Below are 21,633 nucleotides of genomic sequence, written 5' to 3' on the forward strand. Positions count from 1 at the left end.
GGAGATAGTTCAAGAATGGTTGTTCACGCTATCTCGGCGCGTCATCAATCGTGGGTGAAAATTGATTAATTTATTGATCTTGCACAGAAATCCTCAATATTGAGCTTTCTCTCCACAGCGCCATGGTTAATATTGCCATTTGGCGACACTTGCCTCGTCGGAGTCTCCCATGAGCCATGCCAACCCCATCCCGTTGGTGAAACGCAGCAGACTGGAAGCTGAAATTCAGGGGCGGTAGCCATGCCACTTCCCCTGCCTGCCAAGCCGGTGCCTCACCCACAACATGCAAATCAAGGTGGTGTATGGAAACACAAACTTTGCAGATTGTTCAGGACTTAAATAATTGGCAATCGACAAATTGTCTGTATTTAGGCAGCTAATTAAGTCAGAGTCATTTAAATCACTCCCCTGATTGAATTAACACTATTCTATCACTCGCCATAGAACCATAACATGAACCATAAAGAAATTGCCGATGCAATTAGAAACAAAAAATTCTCAGAGCTTACCTTATTAGATTGCCCTATTTTGTTAGAGCAAAACAAATATTATTATGGATTTCGCTATTTTTTACTAGATGCAAAAGGCATTGATACATCTACAGCACTGGATGACATACTTAAAAAACATGGAAGTCTAAGTAAAGCATATGAGTATCTAGGGACGATAGCTAGAGATATCTATCCTAATATTGGAGATGAGTATATATCCGAATCATATTTTCAACGAGCAGTTTATTATGATATAAACAATACTAATGCTTGGTGGAGTCTATATCGTTTAAACAATGACAGCGATGCGTTTTTTAAATCACTGAAACTAGATTATGACGCCAATAATTTTGGCTTAGTGTCAAAAAAACTGAATGATACATATCTGTCTCTTTCTTATATGCCCTCCGATCGTCAACGCAAAGATGACTGGTCTTTGCTTCTTCAAATAACCCAAGATGATAGGGTATCTCTAAATGATAATGGTAAACAAATCTTGGCACTGGCATATTTTCATCTAGGTGATTTTGAAAATGGCATAGATATAATAAACTCCCTCAGCAAGGTACACTTAAATATTGCCAGCAAATATTACACTGCACATAAAATAGATAAAGAAACCGTAATATCAAAAATTTCAACACATGAAAAAGCAAGATTTTTGCTCGAAGAGCCTGAAAAACTATATAAAGAATATTTGGATGATGTAAAAGAAAGTGAACAATCAATATTAAAGTCATCATTAATGGAGATAGCATTTAAGGCAAAACTCCATTCAGATGTCATAAAAATTTACTGTACTAACCAAGAGAGTGATGAACCTTTCACATATAAACTTAAATCTAAGACGCTCTTCGCTATTTCAAAATTTTTATTGGGTGAGAATGTTGACAATGGTATATTGCAAGAGATAAAAAATCGCTCACATATTATTGATATTGAAAGCACTGGCCTCTATAAGGTGTTTTTACTAGCCATGCATTTAAATACGCTAGAAGGATACTTCGCTGAACATCGAGTCTTAGAGACCCCCATTCATTTCAATCATGAATATCAAAGTGCTCAGGAGTTGTTAGATGACCCCGAGTTGACAGCTCACTTTTTATATGATGACCTGTATCAAAAATATAATAAGCTAGAAGAGGACTGGAATTACACGCAAAGCACTAGCAATTTAAAACAACTATTAGAAAAAGAAAGGGATAGTTTATCAAAAAACGAAAGAATAAATATCTTCCGTTTAGAGATACAAAATGAAAATTATGAAAGCGCCTTTAAAAGGATAAATGAATTTCATGATAGATATGAGCCAACGATAACTACTTATAATTTACTTGGCGTTTGCCTAGAAAGGCAAAATCAGTATTCTGATGCTTATCATTACTATAAAGCTGCATTAGAATTAATGAAAAAACACTCTGAATATAGTTATGTTATTATTGGCAATTATTTAAAATGTGCGAACAAAATAAAACAAACCATACCTGAAGGTGAATACAGCTCACTAAGAGAAAAACTAAATTTAGGTTTGGTGAGTGAGTTTATATGGAATATGTCTATAGGTGGTAGACATCGCATTATTTACAAATACTACCCGTTCAATATAAACACAATCGATGCTCTAGTTAATCAATATTTTTATTTTCCGTCAAAAGATCATCTTAATGATCCTATTGAGCTTCCAACCCTAGATGGCATAGGGGGAGATCAGTTAATAGACAGTGATTACAGAATCTGCTCATTCACCGATAACAACAATTCTATGCTAATGTGGTCTCATTATACTCAAAACCATGAAGGCATTATGATTGAATATAAATTTGGACATGAATTACCGGAAGGAGTTGGTGTTAGTAAAGTTGAATATACAAACGAGCATAAAAAAAACAAAGAGCAGAGTAAATATTTATTCAACCAATATTTATTAACTAAAAATAGAGATTGGTCATATGAAAAAGAAATTAGACTTATATCTTATAAAAGAGATAAAGTTTATTTTGAGAAATGCAATCACATTCAACGAGATAGAAATAAAATACATGCAGAAATACTAAGCATTACTTTAGGATGTAAATTCCCTGAAGCAAAGTTAAATCTTATCAAAAACATAATATCCACCATTAACAACAGAAAGGGCGCACATGAACCCAAAATAAAAATGCGAAAGGCCATGATATCTAAAGACAATCCATTTAAATTGGAGTATTTCGATCTTAACTTATAGGTTCACAATGATTCTATACACCGACAAAAATTAAACTGTGAAAACACGTCAATTTATTACTCCATCACATCCTTCTATATTTCATAGGTATTAACAATGACTGACTTCAAGCCCGTAGGTTCGATTAGCGAAGCGTAATCGGACGTTCGCGGTCACAATATGTCGTGATAGCACCCGTTGCCTTTAGGTACCGACTTTCAGATGGCATCTTTATTCACCTATAGCTTTGCTGGTGTAACACATCCCAAGGAGATTTATGAAGCCTGACTTAACCGGCACTCGGATTATACTGCGCACCATTGGCCCGCAGGATGCCGCCGATCTGTTCGAGATTTATGGCAATCCGCTGACCATGGAGTTTGCCTCTGATCCCTGCTTTACCTCTCCCGCCATGGTGGCGCAGATGATGGCGAGCGTGGTGCGGCTGGAGCAAGCGGGTGAGTCGCTGGAGTGGGCGATTGTCGAGCGGGAGGGCAACAAGGTGATCGGCACCTGCGGCCTGCACAGTTTCAGCGAGGCGGGCCGCTACTGCGAGGTAGGCTGCCTGCTCAATGCGGCCTATTGGCGCAGAGGGTTTATGTCGGAGGCGCTGGGATTGCTGTTCGCCCACGCCAGCACACTGGGAGTCACCTGCCTCACCGCAGATATCGATGCAGATAACGTCCGCTCTATCGCCCTGTTTGAAAAGCTGGGCTTCAAGGCGCATGCAGGGCGCTATCAGCGCATGCTCCCCTTTATCTGACCCGAAACCAGAGGCATAACCCCCTCGCCACTCAGGCGTTGTAGCAAAGCCCAGCTGTAAAAAACAGACAAAATAGAACTCCCACCTTTCCAGCTATCACCATTACATTCACGCCAGTTACAACCCTCTTACCGGCCACGGGGCGCTTGTCATATACTCTTGTGCTCTTATGACACGCCGGGGAGGCGTTGATATGCAATCACAGACTCACACCTATATCGTCAATGACAGCCCGCAGCCTTGCCTGCAGGCCGGTTCGGGCGAGCCGCTGTTGCTGATCCATGGCGCGCTGGCCAACCATACCCTCTGGCTCGAACATATCGAGCAGCTCTCACGTCACTACACCGTCTATGCTCCCACCCTGCGCCACTTTGGCGAGGCGGGCAAAAACGGGCCTTTTGGTCTGGAGACCCACGCCAGTGATCTGCTTGCCCTGCTGAAACAATTGCCGTGCGGGCCAGTGCATCTGGCGGGCTGGTCATACGGGGCGGATGTTGCCCTGACCGCTGCCCTGATGGCTCCGGAGCAATTCATAAGCCTCTATCTGGTTGAGCCAGGCTGCCCGGGAGCCCTCGATGAACAGGGGATCGCTGCCTTTATGGCCGATGCCGGAGCCATGTTTGGCCCCGTGTTTGGCCAGGTTGCGGAAGGCTTGCTGCAAGAGGCCGTGGCGACCCTGATCGATGGTTCGGGTGGTCATGCAGGCTATTTTGCTGCACAACCGCTCAAGTGGCAGCAGGCACAGTTGGCAGAAGCCGATAGCCTGCCCAAGCAGTTGAGCCAGAGCGAGCGACCAGATTGGTCCCCCGGGCGCCTTGCCATGCTCAACATGCCCACCTGCATCGTGCAGGGCGTAGATACCAGAGCGCTGTTTGCGCTGGTCTGTGAGGCTATTGGCAACGCCATTCCCGCCTGCGATCGCTTGCAGGTGCCAAACGCCGGGCACCTCTACCCCATCGAGCAGCCCGCGCTGTTTGTGCAGCATCTGCAACGCTGGCTTGAACAGCAGGCATAAAAAAACCGGAACCCAGGGGTTCCGGTTCTTTTCATTCCAGCCGAGGCTGGCAAACCAGCAAATTAAGCCTGGTTTTTAACTTCTTTCAGACCGCGGAAAGGAGCTTTGGCACCCAGAGCTTCTTCGATACGGATCAGCTGGTTGTACTTGGCAACACGGTCAGAACGGCTCATGGAACCGGTCTTGATCTGGCCAGCAGCGGTACCAACAGCCAGGTCGGCGATGGTCGCGTCTTCGGTCTCACCGGAGCGGTGGGAGATGACGGCAGTGTAGCCAGCGTCTTTGGCCATCTTGATGGCAGCCAGAGTTTCGGTCAGGGAACCGATCTGGTTGAACTTGATCAGGATGGAGTTGGCGATGCCGTTGTCGATACCGCGCTTCAGGATCTTGGTGTTGGTTACGAACAGGTCGTCACCAACGATCTGGATTTTCTTGCCCAGTTCAGCAGTCTGGTAGGCGAAACCTTCCCAGTCAGACTCGTCCAGGCCATCTTCGATGGAGACGATCGGGAACTTGGTGGTCAGGTCAGCCAGGAAGTCGGAGAAACCGTTGGAGGTGAAGACACGACCTTCGCCTTTCAGGTTGTACTCTTTCTTCTCTGCGTCGTAGAACTCGGAAGCAGCGCAGTCCATAGCCAGGGTGATGTCGGTGCCCAGTTTGTAACCGGCAGCGGCAACGGCTTCAGCGATAACTTCCAGCGCTTCGGCGTTGGATTTCAGGTTCGGAGCGAAACCACCTTCGTCACCAACTGCAGTGTTGTAGCCCTTGGACTTCAGCACTTTGGCCAGGTTGTGGAACACTTCTGCGCCCATGCGAACGGCTTCTTTCAGGGTCTTAGCGCCAACCGGCTGGATCATGAACTCCTGGATGTCGACGTTGTTGTCGGCGTGCTCACCACCGTTGATGATGTTCATCATCGGCAGCGGCATGGAGTAAACACCCGGGGTGCCGTTCAGCTCGGCGATGTGGGCGTACAGCGGCATGCCTTTGGCAGCAGCGGCAGCTTTGGCGTTAGCCAGGGAAACAGCCAGGATGGCGTTGGCGCCGAACTTGGATTTGTTCTCGGTACCGTCGAGGTCGATCATGATCTGGTCAACGGTGGCCTGGTCCTTGGCATCTTTACCCAGCAGAGCTTGAGCGATCGGGCCGTTTACGGCTTCGATGGCTTTCAGCACGCCTTTACCCAGGAAACGGCTCTTGTCGCCGTCACGCAGTTCCAGCGCTTCGCGGGAACCGGTGGACGCGCCAGACGGAGCGGCTGCCATACCAACAAAACCACCTTCCAGGTGAACTTCGGCCTCAACGGTCGGGTTACCACGGGAGTCGATGATTTCACGACCGATCACTTTAACGATCTTGGACATGTGTATTTCCTCAGGTTTCGTAAAAAAACAACAAAAATATGCCAAAAAAAGCGGCTGTGGCACAGTGCCCCAACCGCATTTATTTTCAATTACTTCAAATTACGCTTCTGATACTCGCCTGCCGCCTTCACAAAACCGGCGAACAGAGCGTGGCCATCACGAGGAGTAGAGGTGAACTCCGGGTGGAACTGCGCAGCCACGAACCAGGGGTGATCCGGGATCTCGATGATTTCCACCAACTTCTTGTCGGCGGAGAGACCGGTCACTTTCAGACCTGCCGCTTCAATCTGCGGCAGCAGCTTGTTGTTTACTTCGTAACGGTGACGGTGACGCTCGTAAATGGTCGGGCTGCCGTACATCTGACGCACTTTGGAATCTTCGACCAGGTGGCAGAGCTGGGAACCCAGACGCATGGTACCGCCCAGATCGGACTTCTCGGTACGGGTCTCGACGTTGCCCTCTTCATCCACCCACTCGGTGATGAGGCCGACGACCGGATACGCGCAATCTTTCTTGAATTCGGAGGAGTGAGCCCCTTCCATGCCCGCCACGTTGCGAGCGAATTCGATCATGGCAACCTGCATGCCGAGGCAGATACCCAGGTAGGGGATCTTGTTCTCGCGGGCATACTGGGCAGCCAGAATTTTGCCTTCCACACCGCGCTCACCGAAGCCACCCGGCACCAGGATCGCGTCCAGACCTTCCAGCAGCTCGGCGCCACGGGTCTCGATGTCCTGAGAGTCGATGTACTTGATGTTGACGGAGTGACGGGTCTTGAGACCACCGTGCTTGAGCGCCTCGTTGACGGACTTGTAGGCGTCCGGCAGGGAGACGTACTTGCCGACCATACCGATGGTCACTTCACCAGTCGGGTTGGCCTCTTCGTAGATAACCTGTTCCCACTCGGACAAATCAGCTTCTTTGCACTCCAGACCGAAACGCTCGGTGAAGTAGGAGTCCAGATTCTGGGATTTCAGCAGTGCCGGAATCTTGTAGATGGAGTCGACGTCTTTCATGGAGATGACGGCGCGCTCGGGCACGTTGCAGAACAGGGCAATCTTGGCGCGCTCGTTGGCCGGAATGGCACGGTCGGAGCGGCAGATCAGCACATCCGGCTGGATACCGATGGAGAGCAGCTCTTTGACGGAGTGCTGGGTCGGCTTGGTCTTCACTTCACCGGCAGCAGCCAGGTAAGGAACCAGCGTCAGGTGCATGAACATGGCGTTGTTGCGACCCACTTCGGCAGCCAGCTGACGAATGGCTTCGAGGAACGGCAGGGACTCGATGTCACCTACGGTACCGCCCACTTCGACGATGGCAACCTGATGGCCTTCGGCACCGGCAATCACCCGCTCCTTGATGGCGTTGGTGATGTGCGGGATAACCTGAATGGTGGCGCCCAGATAGTCACCACGACGCTCTTTACGCAGTACGTCGGCGTAGATACGGCCGGTGGTAAAGTTGTTGCGACGGGTCATCTTGGTGCGGATGAAACGCTCGTAGTGGCCCAAATCCAGATCGGTTTCGGCCCCGTCCTCGGTTACGAACACTTCACCATGCTGGGTCGGGCTCATGGTGCCCGGATCCACGTTGATGTACGGGTCCAGTTTCATGATGGTCACATCCAGACCACGGGCTTCCAGAATGGCTGCCAGAGAAGCTGCGGCAATGCCTTTGCCGAGGGATGAAACAACGCCACCAGTAACAAAAATATATTTGGTCGTCATGCTGAACCTGAAAGAAGTTTAGGGAATTTTAAGGGGTGCTTCGGGGATGAAGCAGGACGGGGAAACAGTATACCAAAAACCCCTCTCCCAAACAATGAGCAAAAATCTATCAGGCTCACCGCCCCCCCATCTTGCGCCAAATCAACTTTGCTCGGTTTCCTTCGCCTTATCCCAAGCGGCATCGAGCTTTTCGAGGGTGCAATCGGTCATTTTCAAGCCTTCTGCGGCGATTATCTGCTCAACCTGACGAAAGCGACGTTCGAACTTGGCGTTGGCGCCGCGCAGCACCTGCTCCGGATCCTTGCCCAGATGACGCACCAGATTGACGGTGGCAAACAGCAGGTCGCCGAGCTCGTCGCTCACCCGCGCCTCGTCCACATCGGCCATCAATGCCTCTTCCATCACCTCGTCGATCTCTTCGTGGATCTTGTCCACCACAGGCCCCAGCGTCTTCCAGTCAAAACCGACAGTGGCGCAGCGTTTCTGAATTTTGGCGGCGCGAGTCAGGGCCGGCAGCGAGAGCGGGATATCGTCCAGCACGCTCTCTTTGTCGAGGGCTGCCCGCTCTTTGGCCTTTTCCGCTTCCCAGTTCGCTTTTACCGCTTTCTCGTCGCCAAGGTCTGCATCGGAGAAAACATGGGGATGACGGCGAATGAGCTTTTCACTCACCGTATCCACGATATCGGCGAAGTCGAACAAGCCCCGCTCTTTACCCAGCTGGGCGTAGAACACCACCTGAAACAGCAGATCCCCCAACTCCCCTTTCAGCCCCTGCCAATCTTCGGTCTCGATGGCATCGGCCACCTCGTAGGCCTCTTCCAGGGTGTGCGGCACTATGGTCTGGAAGTTCTGTTTCAGATCCCAGGGGCAGCCGTTTTGCGGATCACGCAAACGAGCCATGATGTCGAGCAGTTGGGGCAGATCGTAACGTTGGGACATGGGATATTCGCTTTCGATTCGTTCAAAAAGGGTCGTAAATGCAGACCGGCCACTGGGGCCGGTCGGTTCGCTATCAAAGCCGCTTGGCGCTAATTACATCATTGAGCTGACTGAGCTTGGCCAACGCCCGGTTGAAGGCATTGATGTTGTAAATCTCCAGCTCCATGTCGATCTCGGCGGTCTGCTCGCGCACGTTGGAGCGCGAGCGCACCCCCATCACATTGATCTTCTCGTTGGCCAGCACGGTAGTGATATCGCGCAGCAGGCCGGAGCGATCGTTGGAGATGATCCGGATGGTGAGGCCGTAGCCGCCGGAGTAGTTCTCCCCCCACACCGCATCGATCAGCCGCTCAGGGTTGCGCCGTGACAGCTCCTTGAGCTGCTCGCAATCTTCCCGGTGGATGGACACCCCGCGCCCCATGGTGATAAAGCCCTGAATGGAGTCCCCAGGGATCGGCTGACAGCAGCGGGCAATATGGGTCATCAGATTGCCAACCCCTTCCACCACGATATGGTCTTTGGGCTTGTGGCGCATCGGCGCATTGGCCTTCTGCTCCAGCTTCTCCAGCAGGCGGCGATCTTCCTCTTCCGCCGTCGGCTTGTTGTAACAGGTGTCGAGATAGTTGAGCACCTGGTTGATGCGGATATCGCCGCTGCCGATACCAGCCAGCAGATCGTCGGTGCTCTCCAGATTGAAGCGGCGCAGCATGTTGCCCTTGTCGATCTTGGACATGCTGAGGTTGTGGCGATCCAGCTCCTTCTCGAACAGCTCGCGACCGGCCACGATATTCTTGTCCCGATCCAGTTTTCTGAACCAGGTCGCCACCTTGGCCCGCGCCCGGCTGGAGCGCAGGAAGCCGGCGTTGGGGTTCATCCAGTCGCGGCTCGGGTTGGGCTCTTTCTGGGTGATCACTTCCACCTGATCCCCGGTCTGCAGCGCGTAGGTAAACGGCACGATGCGGCCGTCAATCTTGGCGCCGATGCAGCGGTGGCCGATCATGCTGTGGACGTGATAGGCAAAATCAAGCGGGGTGGCGCCTGCCGGCAGGTCGATGACATCCCCTTTCGGGGTGAAGACGTAGACCCGGTCCTCGAACACCTGACTGCGCAGATCTTCGAGCAGGGAGCCGCTCTCGGAGAGATCCTCCTGCCAGGCGAGCAGCTTGCGCAGCCACTCGATCTTGTCTTCGAAGGTGTTGGCCTTGCCGCCAGCCTGCGCCCCTTCCTTGTAGCGCCAGTGCGCCGCAACGCCGAGCTCGGCATCCTGATGCATCTGGTCGGTACGGATCTGGATCTCGACAGTCTTGCCCTCCGGCCCCACCACTACGGTGTGGATCGATTGGTAGCCGTTGGGTTTGGGGTTGGCGACATAGTCGTCAAACTCGCGAGGAATGTGGTGGAACTGGGTATGCACGATACCGAGCGCCGCATAGCAATCCTGCAGCCGCTTGGTCACTACCCGCACCGCGCGCACGTCGAACAACTCGTTGAATTCGAGGTGCTTCTTCTGCATCTTGCGCCAGATGCTGTAGATATGTTTCGGCCGACCGTACACCTCGGCGTCAACTCCCGCCTCTTTCAGGCCATTACGCAGGGATTGCACAAACTCGCGGATGTAGCGCTCGCGGTCGAGCCGCTTCTCGTCGAGCTGCTTGGCGATCTGTTTGTAGGTATCCGGGTGCAGGTAACGGAAGGCGAGATCTTCCAGCTCCCACTTGAGCTGGCCGATGCCCAGACGGTTGGCGAGCGGCGCATAGATGTTGGTGATCTCCTGGGCCATCAGCACCCGGGTCTCTTCATCTGCCGTCTTCGCTTCCCGCAGGCAGGCGATCCGCTCCGCCAGCTTGATCACCACGGCGCGCACATCCTCGACCATGGCGAGCAACATGCGACGCACGTTGTCGACCTGCTCCGGCGAGGTTTCGCTGCGATGGAGGGTCTGCAGGGAGCGGATGGCCTCCATCTCCAGCACCCCTTCCACCAGCTTGGCGATCTTGGAGCCGAAGTCCTCGTCCATCCGCTCCTGGCTGATGAGACCGGCTTCGACGAAGGGGTAGATGATGGCCGCTTTGAGAGTGCCGATATCCATGCTGAGCATCTGCAGGATGCCCACCATTTCGATGCCACGCACCAGCAGCTTGCTGGTCAGCGCTTCGTCACCGAGCGTCAGACAATACTGGTAGACGGTTCGCAGCTGATCCTTTTCACTGTCACTCAAGGAGAGCGAGCTAACCCACTCTTCCAGGGTGAAGTTGTCTTTCAAATGAATATCGCGAACCGCAACCATGGTATCAATCCTTTAAATTATCGGGCCGAAAGCTGTCACTTTCTCCCCTCATGAGATTGCCTCAAATGGGGATTTCCAGCGCACTTTTCAAGGCATATTGTCCAGAAAGACAATAGAGTGCGCCAACAGGCCCTGCCGAACGACGAGGGTCTAGATTACCCCAATCACATCAGCTCAAACAGACGCAGACACGCCAGATTACATATCCGCATCGCCGTACCGATGAGCAGGATTACTTCATATACACACCTGCTCAAAGAGTAACGAACATGCCGGATGACCTATCCGGCATCGCCGAACTGATGAGTCATTTACTCCCGTTCAAACAGCGCCATGGACTCCAGATGACCGGTGTGAGGGAACATGTCGAGCATGCCGAGGCGCACCAGACGGTAACCCCCTTTCACCAGCACCTGACTGTCCCGCGCCAGGGTGACCGGGTTACAGGAGACGTAGACCACCCGCTTGGGGGAAAGTTTCACGACGTGTCCCATCACTTCCAGCGCACCGGGGCGAGCCGGATCCAGCAGCACCAGATCAAACCCTTCCCGCGCCCAGGACATGCCGACGATGTCATCGCTCAGGTCGGCCTTGTAGAAACGGGCATTGGTGATGCCGTTGCGACGGGCGTTCTCTTCGGCCCGCTGCACCATGGCCAGTTCACCTTCGACACCCACCACTTCGCGAGCCTGACGGGCCAGCGGCAGGGTGAAGTTGCCTATGCCGCAGAAGAGATCGAGCACCTTGTCATCCTTGCTCGCCCCGAGCCATTTCAGCGCCTGCTCAACCATGCTCTGGTTGATGGGGCCGTTGACCTGAATGAAATCACCGGGAGCAAATGCAAGAGACAGGCCATCCAGCGAGTAGGATGGTGAAAATTGTTGCTGCAGCGCTTCGATGCGATCATCGGCCGCCTGCAGGTAGAGGTCGATCCCCTGCGCTTTTGCAAACTCCACCAGCAGGGCGCGATCCGCCTCATTGGGGCGGCCGGTGTGACGCAGCAGCATCATGATCCCCTGCTCGGCCTGGATAAGCTCGGCATGGCCCAGTTCGCGCTGGCTCTTGAGGCGATTGAGGCATTCACGCAGCGGGGCAATCAGCGCAGAGAGCGGCTCGGCCAGGACAGGGCAACTGTCGATCTCCACCAGATCGTTGCTGTTGCGGCGGCGGAAACCGACCCGGGTGCAGCGACCGTTCTTGTCAAATTTGATGGCCAGACGACAGACCCGGCGATAGGCACGATCTTCACCGGTCAGTACCGGCTCCAGCGCCGGCGCCTTGATGTTGCCCAACCGCTCGAACAGGCTGACCAGTCCCGCCGCCTTGGCGGCTTGCTGATCGGCAACCGACATGTGCTGGGCACTGCAACCGCCGCACTCGCGATAGTGGCTGCAGAAGGGGGCGATACGATTGGCCGCCGGAGTCACCACCTGTTGCAAGGCGGCGTGACCATACTGTTTTTTCTCTTCGGTGATGCGTGCCTTGACGGTCTCGCCGGGCAGCGCCCCTTCGACGAAGATCGCCTTGCCCTGATGGCGACCGATACCGACGCAGTGGTGATCGAGGGTGTCTATCGTAAATTCAATGCGTTGGAGCTGGGTGGACTTCTTTTGGGGCTTGAAAAACTGGGCCATAAAACTTGGTGCCTATAGGTGGCTATGTCATGATTGTGGAATCTGCTGCCGGGTATTGTCCCACAAGAATAATAGTATGACCAAATACGGCCACAGAGCCCGTGTATTGCCATCAACCCTATCGCCAACCCTGTTCACTGGTGGCCTGTTCGTATGACCAAATATGGCCTGAGAGCACGCGTTCTCGCCTTCACCATCCTGCCAACCCTGATCATCGGTGGCCTGATGGCCGGTTACTTCACCTTCCACCGCTACCAGCAGCTGGAAAACAACCTCATTGATCAGGGGATCAACATCATCGAACCGCTGGCGATCGCCAGTGAATACGGGATGACCCAGCACAGTCGCGAATCCCTCAAGCGGCTGATTGGCCTGACCCACCGCAAGAACTCCCCCTTCATCAAGTCCATCGCTGTCTTCACCCAGGACAACCAGCTGTTCGTTACCTCGAACTATCACAGGGATTTCACCCGACTCAGACTGCCCGATGGCGAGCCTATTCCGGATCTGACCAGCGTGACGTTTCAGGGGGACGACATCATTTTGCGCACCCCGATCCAGGCTGAAACCAGTCTGGATGGCTTCCCGCTACCCAGCGATGTAGAGCCGCCGATGATCGGCTACATCTCGATGCAGATGGCGACCGATAGGGCCATGCTGCTGCAGTACCGCGACACCTTCTTTGCGGTGATCATGGTGCTCATCGGGGTCGCCTTCAGTACCCTGTTTGGCTTCCGGCTGGTCAAGAGCGTGACCCAGCCCATCACCAACATGGTGCAGGCAGTGCACAAGATCAGGGAGGGGCGGCTCGATACCCGGGTCAGCGGCCAGCTCACCGGCGAGCTGGATATGCTGAAAAACGGCATCAACGCCATGGCCAAGGCGCTCTCCGAATATCACGAAGAGATGCAGCAGAATATCGATCAGGCCACCTCTGACCTGCGCGAAACCCTGGAGCAGATCGAGATCCAGAACGTCGAGCTCGACATGGCCAAGAAGCGGGCGCAGGAGGCGGCGCGGGTCAAATCGGAGTTTCTGGCCAACATGTCCCACGAATTGCGTACCCCGCTCAACGGGGTCATCGGTTTTACCCGCCAGTTGCTGAAAACCAGCCTGACCCCGAGCCAAACCGACTACATGCAGACCATCGAGAAGTCGGCGCGCAACCTGCTTGGCATCATCAACGACATCCTCGACTTCTCTAAGCTGGAAGCGGGCAAGCTGCAGCTGGAGCATATCCCGTTCAGCCTGCGCGACACCCTCAACGAGACCATGCACCTGCTCGGCCCCAGCGCCCACGACAAACAACTGGAGCTCTCCCTGCGGGTGGATGCCGATGTGCCGGACTACCTCACCGGCGACCCCATGCGTCTGCAACAGGTGCTGACCAACCTCACCGGCAACGCCATCAAGTTCACCGAACAGGGCAACGTCGATGTCCATATCGAGCAGACCGGCAGTGGCAACCACAAGGTGAGGCTCAACGTCCAGATCCGTGATACCGGCATCGGCATCTCCCAAGAGCAGCAACATCAGCTGTTCCAGGCCTTCAATCAGGCCGACTCCTCCATCTCCCGCCGTTATGGCGGCACGGGCCTGGGCCTCGTCATTACCCAGAAGCTGGTGCAGCAGATGGGCGGCCAGATCCGCTTTGAATCGGAGCTCGGCAAGGGCTCCATCTTCTCGTTCAGTCTGGATGTGGAGGTCTCCCCCCTGCCCCAGACCGATCAACTGCCGCTGGATCGGATCCGTGGCAAACGGCTCTGGCTGCTGGAACCGGATCCCTTCGCGCAAGCCTCCCTGCTCGCCCTGTTGGCGGAGTGGCACCTCGACGTGCACCCACTGACCAGCGATGATCCCTGGCCCGAGATGAGCGAGCAGGAGATGGTGATCATCGGCAGCAGCACCCTGCATACGCCGCAGCAGGTGATCGGCCGTCTCGACAGACTGAATGGCCAGCAGCAGAACATCATAGTGCTGCTCAGCAGCCACGAGCCGGCGCTCTATGAAGCGATGCTGGCCCATGGCGCCCAGCACTGCCTCTCCAAACCGGTCAACCACCGCAAGCTGCTGCACGCCCTGCTCTCGCCGGAATCGAGCCGCCAGAAGCTGCCCGCCCAGCCTGCGCCGCGCCAGTTGCAGCCAATCAAGGTGCTGGCGGTGGATGACAACGCCGCCAACCTCAAGCTGATCGCCGCCATGCTCAAGGAGATGGTGAGTCAGGTGGTGGTGTGCAAAAACGGCAAGGAGGCGGTCAAACAGGCCCAGAGCCAACCGTTCGACATCATCTTCATGGATATCCAGATGCCGATCATGGATGGCATCAGCGCCACCCAGGCGATCCGCAACCAGTCCCTCAACACCACCACCCCGATCGTGGCGGTGACCGCCCACGCCATTCCCGGAGAGCGAGAGCGGCTGATCCGCCAGGGGATGGACGACTATCTGGCCAAGCCCATCGACGAGAGCATGCTGGCCCAGCTCATCACCGACTTTGCCCATCGCCGTCACCAGAATAATGGTGCCCAACAGATCGACTGGACACTGGCGGTGCGGCAGGCGGCGGGGAAAGAGCATCTCGCCAGAGAGATGCTGACCATGCTGTTGGCCAGTTTTGACGAGGTCGAGCCGGTGCTGGATAGCGCGCTGGCTGGAGAAATTGAAGATAGCGAGGTGCTGGCCCAGCTCCATCGCCTCAACGGCGGCTGTGCCTATTCCGGGGTGCCGGGGCTGCAACGGCTGCTCTCCCAGCTGGAGCAACAGCTGCGTGACGGCGTGCCGGTCAGCGAGCTGGAACCCGAGCTGCTGGAGCTGCAAGATGCGCTGGAACTGGTGCGCCAGGAGGCGCCCCGCTATCTCGGCAAGGCTTGATGAGCTTGACCTGAACTGTATCGGCCCCCGCTTTTTCTGACGCGAGGGCCGCCAGATGGTAAAGTTGCGCCGTTTACACAGGAGTCAGCATGACCAACAACGATATTCTGCGCCGTCTGCGCTACGCCCTCACCATCAGCAACGACCAGATGGTCGAGATGTTTGCCAAGGGCAACCTGACGGTCACTCACGCCCAGCTGCACAGCTGGCTGATGAAAGAGGCGGCGGAAGGTGAAGAGCAAGAGGCAGGCTATGTCGCCTGTCCCGACTCGGCTCTGAGCCAGTTCCTCGACGGTTTCATCATCGCCCGCCGCGGCGTGCGGGAAGATGCACCGGCCCAGGTGATCCCGAACCGGATCAACAACAACATGATCCTGCGCAAGCTGCGCATCGGTCTCAACTTCAAGGAAGAGGATATGCTCGGCACCCTCAAGCTCGCCGACTTCAACCTCTCCAAGTCCGAGCTTAGTGCACTGTTCCGCTCCAAGGATCACAAGCACTATCAGGATTGCGGGGATCAGATCCTGCGCAACTTCCTGATCGGTCTCACGGCCAAATACCGCGGCTAACCAGCCGCGCGACTGACCAGACCGGGCCTTCGACATGTGCCAGCGACTCACTCCTCCCACGTTCAGCAGACTGGCTGTGGCAGGGGGATGGCGCTGGCGCTGTCTTCTTCCCCTCTTCTTTCTGCCACTGGTTCTGCTGCTGGGCGCCTGTACCCCGTCCGAGTACCAGCTCTCGACCCGCTATCAGAGCGCCAACCAGAACGAGCGGATCGCCTTTCTGATCCTCCATTACACCGATGAAGACGATGCCAACTCCTTGCGCCTGCTGACCGAGCTGGAGCACAAGGTGAGCGCCCACTACCTGATCCCCCGCGACAGCCACGAGACCCCGCTACCGGTCTATCAGCTGGTGCCGGACAGCGCGCGCGCCTGGCATGCGGGACGCAGCCGTTGGCACCAATATGCCGGGCTCAATGCCAGCTCCCTTGGCATCGAGATCGTCAACCTCGGCTATCCAGCGGAAGATGAGCCGCTGGCCCCCGATGCCCGCCGCTGGCAACCCTATACCCCGCAGCAGATAGCTGCCGTCGGCGCCCTCAGCCGGGAGCTGGTCGCCCGCTACCAGATTCCACCGACCCAGGTGCTGGGCCACAGCGATGTCGCCCCCGAGCGCAAGCAGGATCCCGGCCCCCACTTCCCCTGGCGCCAGCTCTATCTGACGTACGGAGTCGGCGCCTGGCCAGATGAAGGTCGGGTGGCCGAGCTACTGGCCAGCCCCTTGCCCCACTGGGATGCGGCCATGTGGCAGCAGCAGCTGGCCCGCTATGGCTATGGCCTGCCCCGGAGCGGCCAGTGGGATGAACAGAGCCGCGCCGTCATGGGCGCCTTTCAGCTCCACTTTCGCGCCAGCAAGGTCGATAGCAAACCGGACCGCGAGTGTCAGGCCATCCTGATGGCGCTGCTCGAAAAATACTTCCCCTAATACTCATCCATTGCCCCCGTTGCTGCGTACTGTTTGATAGCCGTTAGCTATCAAACAGTTAGGCACAAGCAATTGTCCCTGCATTTTGCAAGGCGTTATTCTGACTGCGTTCCGAAAGAGAATTTCAAACCGATTTCCAAATCTGGAGGTGAATGATGAAAAGCCCGATTGGTCTTGATACTGCTCAATCACAAGCCCTGGCAGCCGAGTTGAACAAATTGCTGGCCAGCTACCAGATCCTCTACATGAACGTGCGCGGCTTCCACTGGAATATCCGTGGCAACCAGTTCTTCGAACTGCACCTGAAATTTGAAGAGATTTACAACGACCTGCTGCTGAAAGTCGATGCACTGGCCGAGCGGATCCTGACCCTGGATGGCGTGCCCATGCACAGCTTCAGCGACTACCTGCAAGTCTCTGCCATCCCGGAGCAAAAAGGGCTGCACGATGGCCGCGCCTGTGTCGAATCCCTGCTGGAGAGCTTCCGCGAACTGCTGGTCGCCCAGCGCCGTATTCTGGGCCAGGCCGCCGAAGCCGGTGATGAGGGCACTGCCTCCATCCTCTCCGACTATGTGCAGCAGCAGGAAAAACTGGTCTGGATGCTGCGCGCTTATCTGGCCTGATAGTGAACCAAGCCGACTACAGCGTACGTATGCTGGCTTGAGTAAGTACCGGGCCGAAAGCTCCTGACCAGACCACGTCCCAATCCGTCTGATTGTTATGTTCTGTTGCAAACCTGAGTTGTCTCTCCTTCTATCCACCCGCTTGCCGCCCTGTTTGGGCGGCTTTTTTTGTTTTTGATCTGCATCAAGGGAATCTTAATTGGCAAATTGAATGCCTATTAAGTTTTTCGCGAGAGGAATAGAATCGCCACAAAACAGACAACTGAAATGTCCAATTAGGAGAGACATGATGTTTTGTGTGCAATGTGAACAGACAATTCGTACCCCGGCAGGCAACGGCTGTGCCTACGCACAAGGCATGTGCGGCAAGACGGCGGAAACCTCGGATCTGCAGGATGTGCTGATCTACACCCTGCAGGGGCTCAGCGCCTGGGCGCTGGCCGCCCGCGAGCAGGGCATCATGGATCGCGAGGTCGATGCTTTCGTGCCCAAAGCCTTCTTCGCCACCCTCACCAACGTCAACTTCGACTCGAATCGCATCGTGGCCTACGTCAATCAGGCCCTCGCCTATCGCCAGCAGTTAGCCAATCGTCTGACCGCCATGGCGGTGCAGGTCAACGACTTGCCACAGTCCGCTTACTTCGAACCCGGTGCCGAACTGCTGGAACAACTTGCCCATGCCGCGCCAGCCGCCCCCAATCGGGGCAAGAGCGAGGTGAACGAGGACATCATGGGGCTGCGTCTGCTCTGTCTCTACGGCCTCAAGGGTGCGGCCGCCTATATGGAGCACGCCCGGGTGCTGGATCAGCAGAGTGACGAGGTGGCCGCCGAATTCCACCGCATCATGAGCTGGCTCAGCACAGATCCGAGCGAAATGGGTCGGCTGTTCAGCTGTGCCATGGAGATCGGTCAGCTCAACTTCAAAATCATGGAGATGCTGGATCTGGGTGAAACCAGTGCTTTCGGCCACCCGGAACCGACCCGGGTCAGGGTCACGCCGATCCCCGGCAAGTGCATTCTGGTCTCCGGCCACGACATGATGGATCTCAAGCTCATTCTGGAGCAGACCAAGGGGACCGGCATCCATGTCTACACCCACGGTGAAATGCTGCCCGCACTGGCCTACCCCTTCTTCAAACAGTACCCCCATCTGGTGGGCAACTACGGCTCCGCCTGGCAGAACCAGCAGAAGGAGTTTGCCAACTTCCCGGGCGCCGTGGTGATGACCTCCAACTGCATTATCGACCCGAACGTGGGCAACTACAGTGACCGCATCTTCACCCGCTCCATCGTCGGCTGGCCGGGCGTAACCCATCTGGAGGGGGATGATTTCTCCGCCGTGATCGCCAAGGCCCAAGCGCTGGAAGGCTTCAAGCACACCGAGCTCGAGCACTTCATCACCATCGGCTTTGCCCGCAACGCCCTGATGCAGGCTGCGCCCGCAGTGATTGAGAAGGTCAAAGCCGGGGAGATCAGCCACTTCTTCCTGGTAGGTGGCTGTGACGGCGACAAGGCCGAGCGCGCCTACTTCACCGAGTTTGCCAAGGCGGCGCCGCACGACAGCCTGCTGCTCACCCTGGGCTGCGGCAAATACAAGTTCAACAAGCTCGACTTTGGCGACATCGGCGGCATTCCGCGTCTGCTGGACGTGGGTCAATGCAACGATGCCTACTCCGCCATCCAGTTGGCGCTGGCACTCTCCGAGGCGTTCGAGTGCGGGGTCAACGATCTGCCGCTGACGCTGGTGCTCTCCTGGTTCGAGCAAAAAGCCATCGTCATTCTGCTCACCCTGCTCTCCCTCGGGGTGAAAGACATTCGTACCGGCCCGACCGCACCCGCCTTCCTCACCCCGGCGCTGCTCAAGGTGCTGGAGGAGCAGTTCGGCCTGAAAGGGACCACCACCGCCGAGGCTGACTTGGCCGAGATCCTGGCGGCCTGATCGGCACCTCATGTTGTAAGCGTTTGGCGAGCCGTCCGGCTCGCCTTTTTTCTGGACCCGGCTTTTTCATCAGACGTTTTTCGAACCGTTTCAAACCTAAGGAGCCTTGTGATGACCTATCTCACGCTCACCTGCATTGGCCGCCAACAGAACACCCACGACGTCGTGAGCTGGCAGCTGGCGCCGCTTTCTGGCAGCCTCCCTCCCGTACTAGCTGGCCAGTGCATAACCTTGCACACCGAGATAGACGGCCAGCCGGAGTACCGCGCCTATACCCTCTCCTCCAGCCCGCAGGATGCATGCTGGCAGGTGACTATCAAAGATGTGGGACGAGTCTCCCGCCATCTGCATCAAACCCTGCAAGTGGGCGACGAGATCCGGGTGGATGGTCCCTTTGGCGACTTCAATCTGACCGCCTTGCCCTGCGAACGACCACTGCTCTTGAGCGCCGGTTCCGGCATCACCCCCATGTGGTCCATGTTGCGGAACGAGCTGGCCAAACGGCCGGATGCCGATATCCGCTTCATTCATAGCGCCCGCTCGCCAGCAGATGTGATCTTCGCAGATGACTTGGCTGCAGTGGCTGAGGCCCATGCCGGTGTACGCCATGCCCTGATTCTGGAAGATGCCCCAGCAGATCACCCCTGGATTGGCAGGCTCACCCCCGCCATGCTGGCCGAACTGGCCCCAGATCTGCGCGAACGCCATGTCTATCTCTGTGGCCCGGCCCCCTATATGGCGGCGGTCAGGACCATGCTGACGGAACTGGGATTGCCGCCGGAGCAGCTGCATCAGGAGTCCTTTGGTCTTCCCCCCGCAGAGCCCGCCACGACCACCAACGAGCACTTCTGGCTGACCCTGAAAAAGAGCGGCAAAAAGGTGAAGATCCTGCCGGGTCAGACCCTGCTGGCGGCGCTGGAAGCGGCGGGCGAAACCATAATGGCGGCTTGTCGCGCCGGGGTATGTGGCAGCTGTCGTTGCACCACCACAGGTGACATCGAGCGCCAGAGCGTGATGACCCTGAGTGCGCAGGATCTGGAGAGCGGCGTTGCTCTGGCCTGCTCCTGCACCGCAAAAGGGGATATCGGCCTCGATTATTGAGGCGTGGTGAAGGCTTTTGTGAGGTGCGGTGAAAGCGTCATCGGTATCCCAACCTTTTCCCAAGTAGACAGGGGCGCTAGACTCTGCCCCAGTTTCACCAGAACACGGGATAAAAAATGACAATACTGGTCACAGGGGGCGCCGGCTATATCGGCTCCCATACCCTGGTTGAACTCTTGAACGTCGGGCAGCAGGTCGTGGTACTCGACAACCTCTCCAACTCCTCACCGGAGTCACTCAAGCGGGTCGAGCAGATCACCGGCAAGCCGGTCACCTTCGTCGAAGGGGATGTGCTGGACAGAGCCTGCCTGCAGCAGCTGTTCGCCAACCACCAGATCGAATCGGTGATCCACTTCGCCGGTCTCAAGGCGGTCGGGGAGTCGAGCCAGATCCCGCTCACCTACTACCAGAACAACATCAGCGGCACTCTGGTGCTGTGCGAAGAGATGGCCAGGGCTGGCGTTTTCCGGCTGGTATTCAGCTCCTCGGCCACCGTCTATGGCGATCCCGCCTCGGTACCGCTGCGGGAAGATTTCCCCACCAGCGCCACCAACCCCTATGGTCGCTCCAAGCTGATGGTGGAGGAGATCCTCCGTGATCTCGCCAAATCCGATCCCCGCTGGGCTATCGTGCTGCTGCGTTACTTCAACCCGGTCGGCGCCCACGAGAGCGGCCTGATTGGTGAAGATCCCAACGGCATCCCCAACAACCTATTGCCCTATATCAGCCAGGTGGGTGTCGGCAAGCTCAAGGAGCTGGGGGTATTTGGCAACGACTACCCGACCCCGGATGGCACCGGCGTACGTGACTACATCCATGTGGTGGATCTCGCCATCGGCCACCTGAAAGCACTGGCGCGCATCAAGAGCGACACCGGCGTCTTCACCTACAACCTGGGCACAGGTCAGGGCTACTCGGTACTGGAGATGGTCAAGGCGTTTGAAGCGGCCAGCGGCCGACCCATTCCCTACCAGATCAAACCCCGTCGCCCGGGCGACATCGCCGAGTGCTGGGCAGAGCCAACGCTGGCCCGTGCCGAGCTGGGCTGGCAGGCAGAACGCGGTCTGGAGCAGATGATGGTCGATACCTGGCGCTGGCAAAGCAACAACCCGAACGGCTATCAAGGCTGATCTCTCGCGGGTTGATAACAAAACGCCCCGACATTTTCATGTCGGGGCGTTTTAT

The 21,633-nt window shown here is 55.9% G+C and carries 15 protein-coding genes; 10 read left to right on the forward strand and 5 right to left on the reverse strand.

All coding sequences use genetic code 11. The features are described from left to right. The first annotated feature begins 453 nt into the window (after positions 1–453). From BN1139_RS03990 to BN1139_RS04000, 3 genes are all read left to right on the forward strand, one after another. Entirely contained in the window at positions 454–2,715 is a 2,262-nt protein-coding gene (locus BN1139_RS03990; protein ID WP_005354578.1) for a tetratricopeptide repeat protein, read from the forward strand. A gap of 256 nt (positions 2,716–2,971) precedes the next feature. Further along, a complete protein-coding gene (locus BN1139_RS03995) occupies positions 2,972–3,457 on the forward strand; it encodes a GNAT family N-acetyltransferase (protein WP_005354599.1) in 486 nt (161 codons plus the stop codon). A 193-nt stretch (positions 3,458–3,650) separates the two neighbouring features. Next, positions 3,651–4,472 carry an alpha/beta fold hydrolase gene (locus tag BN1139_RS04000; RefSeq protein WP_005354601.1) on the forward strand — a complete coding sequence of 274 codons (822 nt, stop codon included), beginning with the start codon at positions 3,651–3,653 and terminating at the stop codon, positions 4,470–4,472. 62 nt (positions 4,473–4,534) lie between these two features. Here BN1139_RS04000 and eno read toward each other — a convergent pair whose 3' ends face one another. The 5 genes from eno to rlmD all read right to left on the reverse strand — a co-directional run bounded on the left by eno (position 4,535) and on the right by rlmD (position 12,423). After that, on the reverse strand, positions 4,535–5,836 hold the full coding sequence (eno, locus tag BN1139_RS04005; RefSeq protein WP_005335583.1) for a phosphopyruvate hydratase: 1,302 nt from the start codon (positions 5,834–5,836) through the stop codon (positions 4,535–4,537). Positions 5,837–5,925: 89 nt separating this feature from the next. Beyond that, positions 5,926–7,563, reverse strand: a complete 1,638-nt coding sequence (gene pyrG / locus BN1139_RS04010) for a glutamine hydrolyzing CTP synthase (RefSeq protein WP_005335584.1) — start codon at positions 7,561–7,563, stop codon at positions 5,926–5,928. A gap of 141 nt (positions 7,564–7,704) precedes the next feature. Beyond that, positions 7,705–8,502 (reverse strand): nucleoside triphosphate pyrophosphohydrolase, encoded by a 798-nt coding sequence (gene mazG / locus BN1139_RS04015; RefSeq protein WP_005354604.1) that lies wholly within the window; start codon positions 8,500–8,502, stop codon positions 7,705–7,707. A 73-nt stretch (positions 8,503–8,575) separates the two neighbouring features. Continuing rightward, a complete protein-coding gene (relA, locus tag BN1139_RS04020; protein WP_005335588.1) occupies positions 8,576–10,789 on the reverse strand; it encodes a GTP diphosphokinase in 2,214 nt (737 codons plus the stop codon). Positions 10,790–11,100: 311 nt separating this feature from the next. Further along, on the reverse strand, positions 11,101–12,423 hold the full coding sequence (gene rlmD / locus BN1139_RS04025; protein ID WP_005354607.1) for a 23S rRNA (uracil(1939)-C(5))-methyltransferase RlmD: 1,323 nt from the start codon (positions 12,421–12,423) through the stop codon (positions 11,101–11,103). A gap of 153 nt (positions 12,424–12,576) precedes the next feature. Here rlmD and barA point away from each other — a divergent pair, with 153 nt between their 5' ends. The 7 genes from barA (at position 12,577) to galE (ending at position 21,578) form a co-directional block, all read left to right on the forward strand. Continuing rightward, a complete protein-coding gene (gene barA, locus BN1139_RS04030; RefSeq protein ID WP_005354609.1) occupies positions 12,577–15,294 on the forward strand; it encodes a two-component sensor histidine kinase BarA in 2,718 nt (905 codons plus the stop codon). An 89-nt stretch (positions 15,295–15,383) separates the two neighbouring features. Next, on the forward strand, positions 15,384–15,863 hold the full coding sequence (locus BN1139_RS04035) for a YehS family protein (RefSeq protein ID WP_005335594.1): 480 nt from the start codon (positions 15,384–15,386) through the stop codon (positions 15,861–15,863). A 34-nt stretch (positions 15,864–15,897) separates the two neighbouring features. Next, complete coding sequence (locus BN1139_RS04040; RefSeq protein WP_041202808.1) at positions 15,898–16,785, forward strand: N-acetylmuramoyl-L-alanine amidase; 888 nt, start codon at positions 15,898–15,900, stop codon at positions 16,783–16,785. A gap of 155 nt (positions 16,786–16,940) precedes the next feature. Beyond that, entirely contained in the window at positions 16,941–17,408 is a 468-nt protein-coding gene (locus BN1139_RS04045) for a Dps family protein (protein WP_005354613.1), read from the forward strand. A 289-nt stretch (positions 17,409–17,697) separates the two neighbouring features. Next, a complete protein-coding gene (gene hcp / locus BN1139_RS04050) occupies positions 17,698–19,347 on the forward strand; it encodes a hydroxylamine reductase (RefSeq protein WP_005354615.1) in 1,650 nt (549 codons plus the stop codon). A 111-nt stretch (positions 19,348–19,458) separates the two neighbouring features. Next, a complete protein-coding gene (locus BN1139_RS04055; protein WP_005354617.1) occupies positions 19,459–20,448 on the forward strand; it encodes an FAD-binding oxidoreductase in 990 nt (329 codons plus the stop codon). Between the two features lie 116 nt (positions 20,449–20,564). Beyond that, entirely contained in the window at positions 20,565–21,578 is a 1,014-nt protein-coding gene (gene galE, locus BN1139_RS04060) for a UDP-glucose 4-epimerase GalE (protein ID WP_005354620.1), read from the forward strand. The last annotated feature ends 55 nt before the right edge of the window (positions 21,579–21,633 follow it).

The organism is Aeromonas veronii bv. veronii, from assembly GCF_000820225.1.
GTDB lineage: Bacteria > Pseudomonadota > Gammaproteobacteria > Enterobacterales > Aeromonadaceae > Aeromonas > Aeromonas veronii.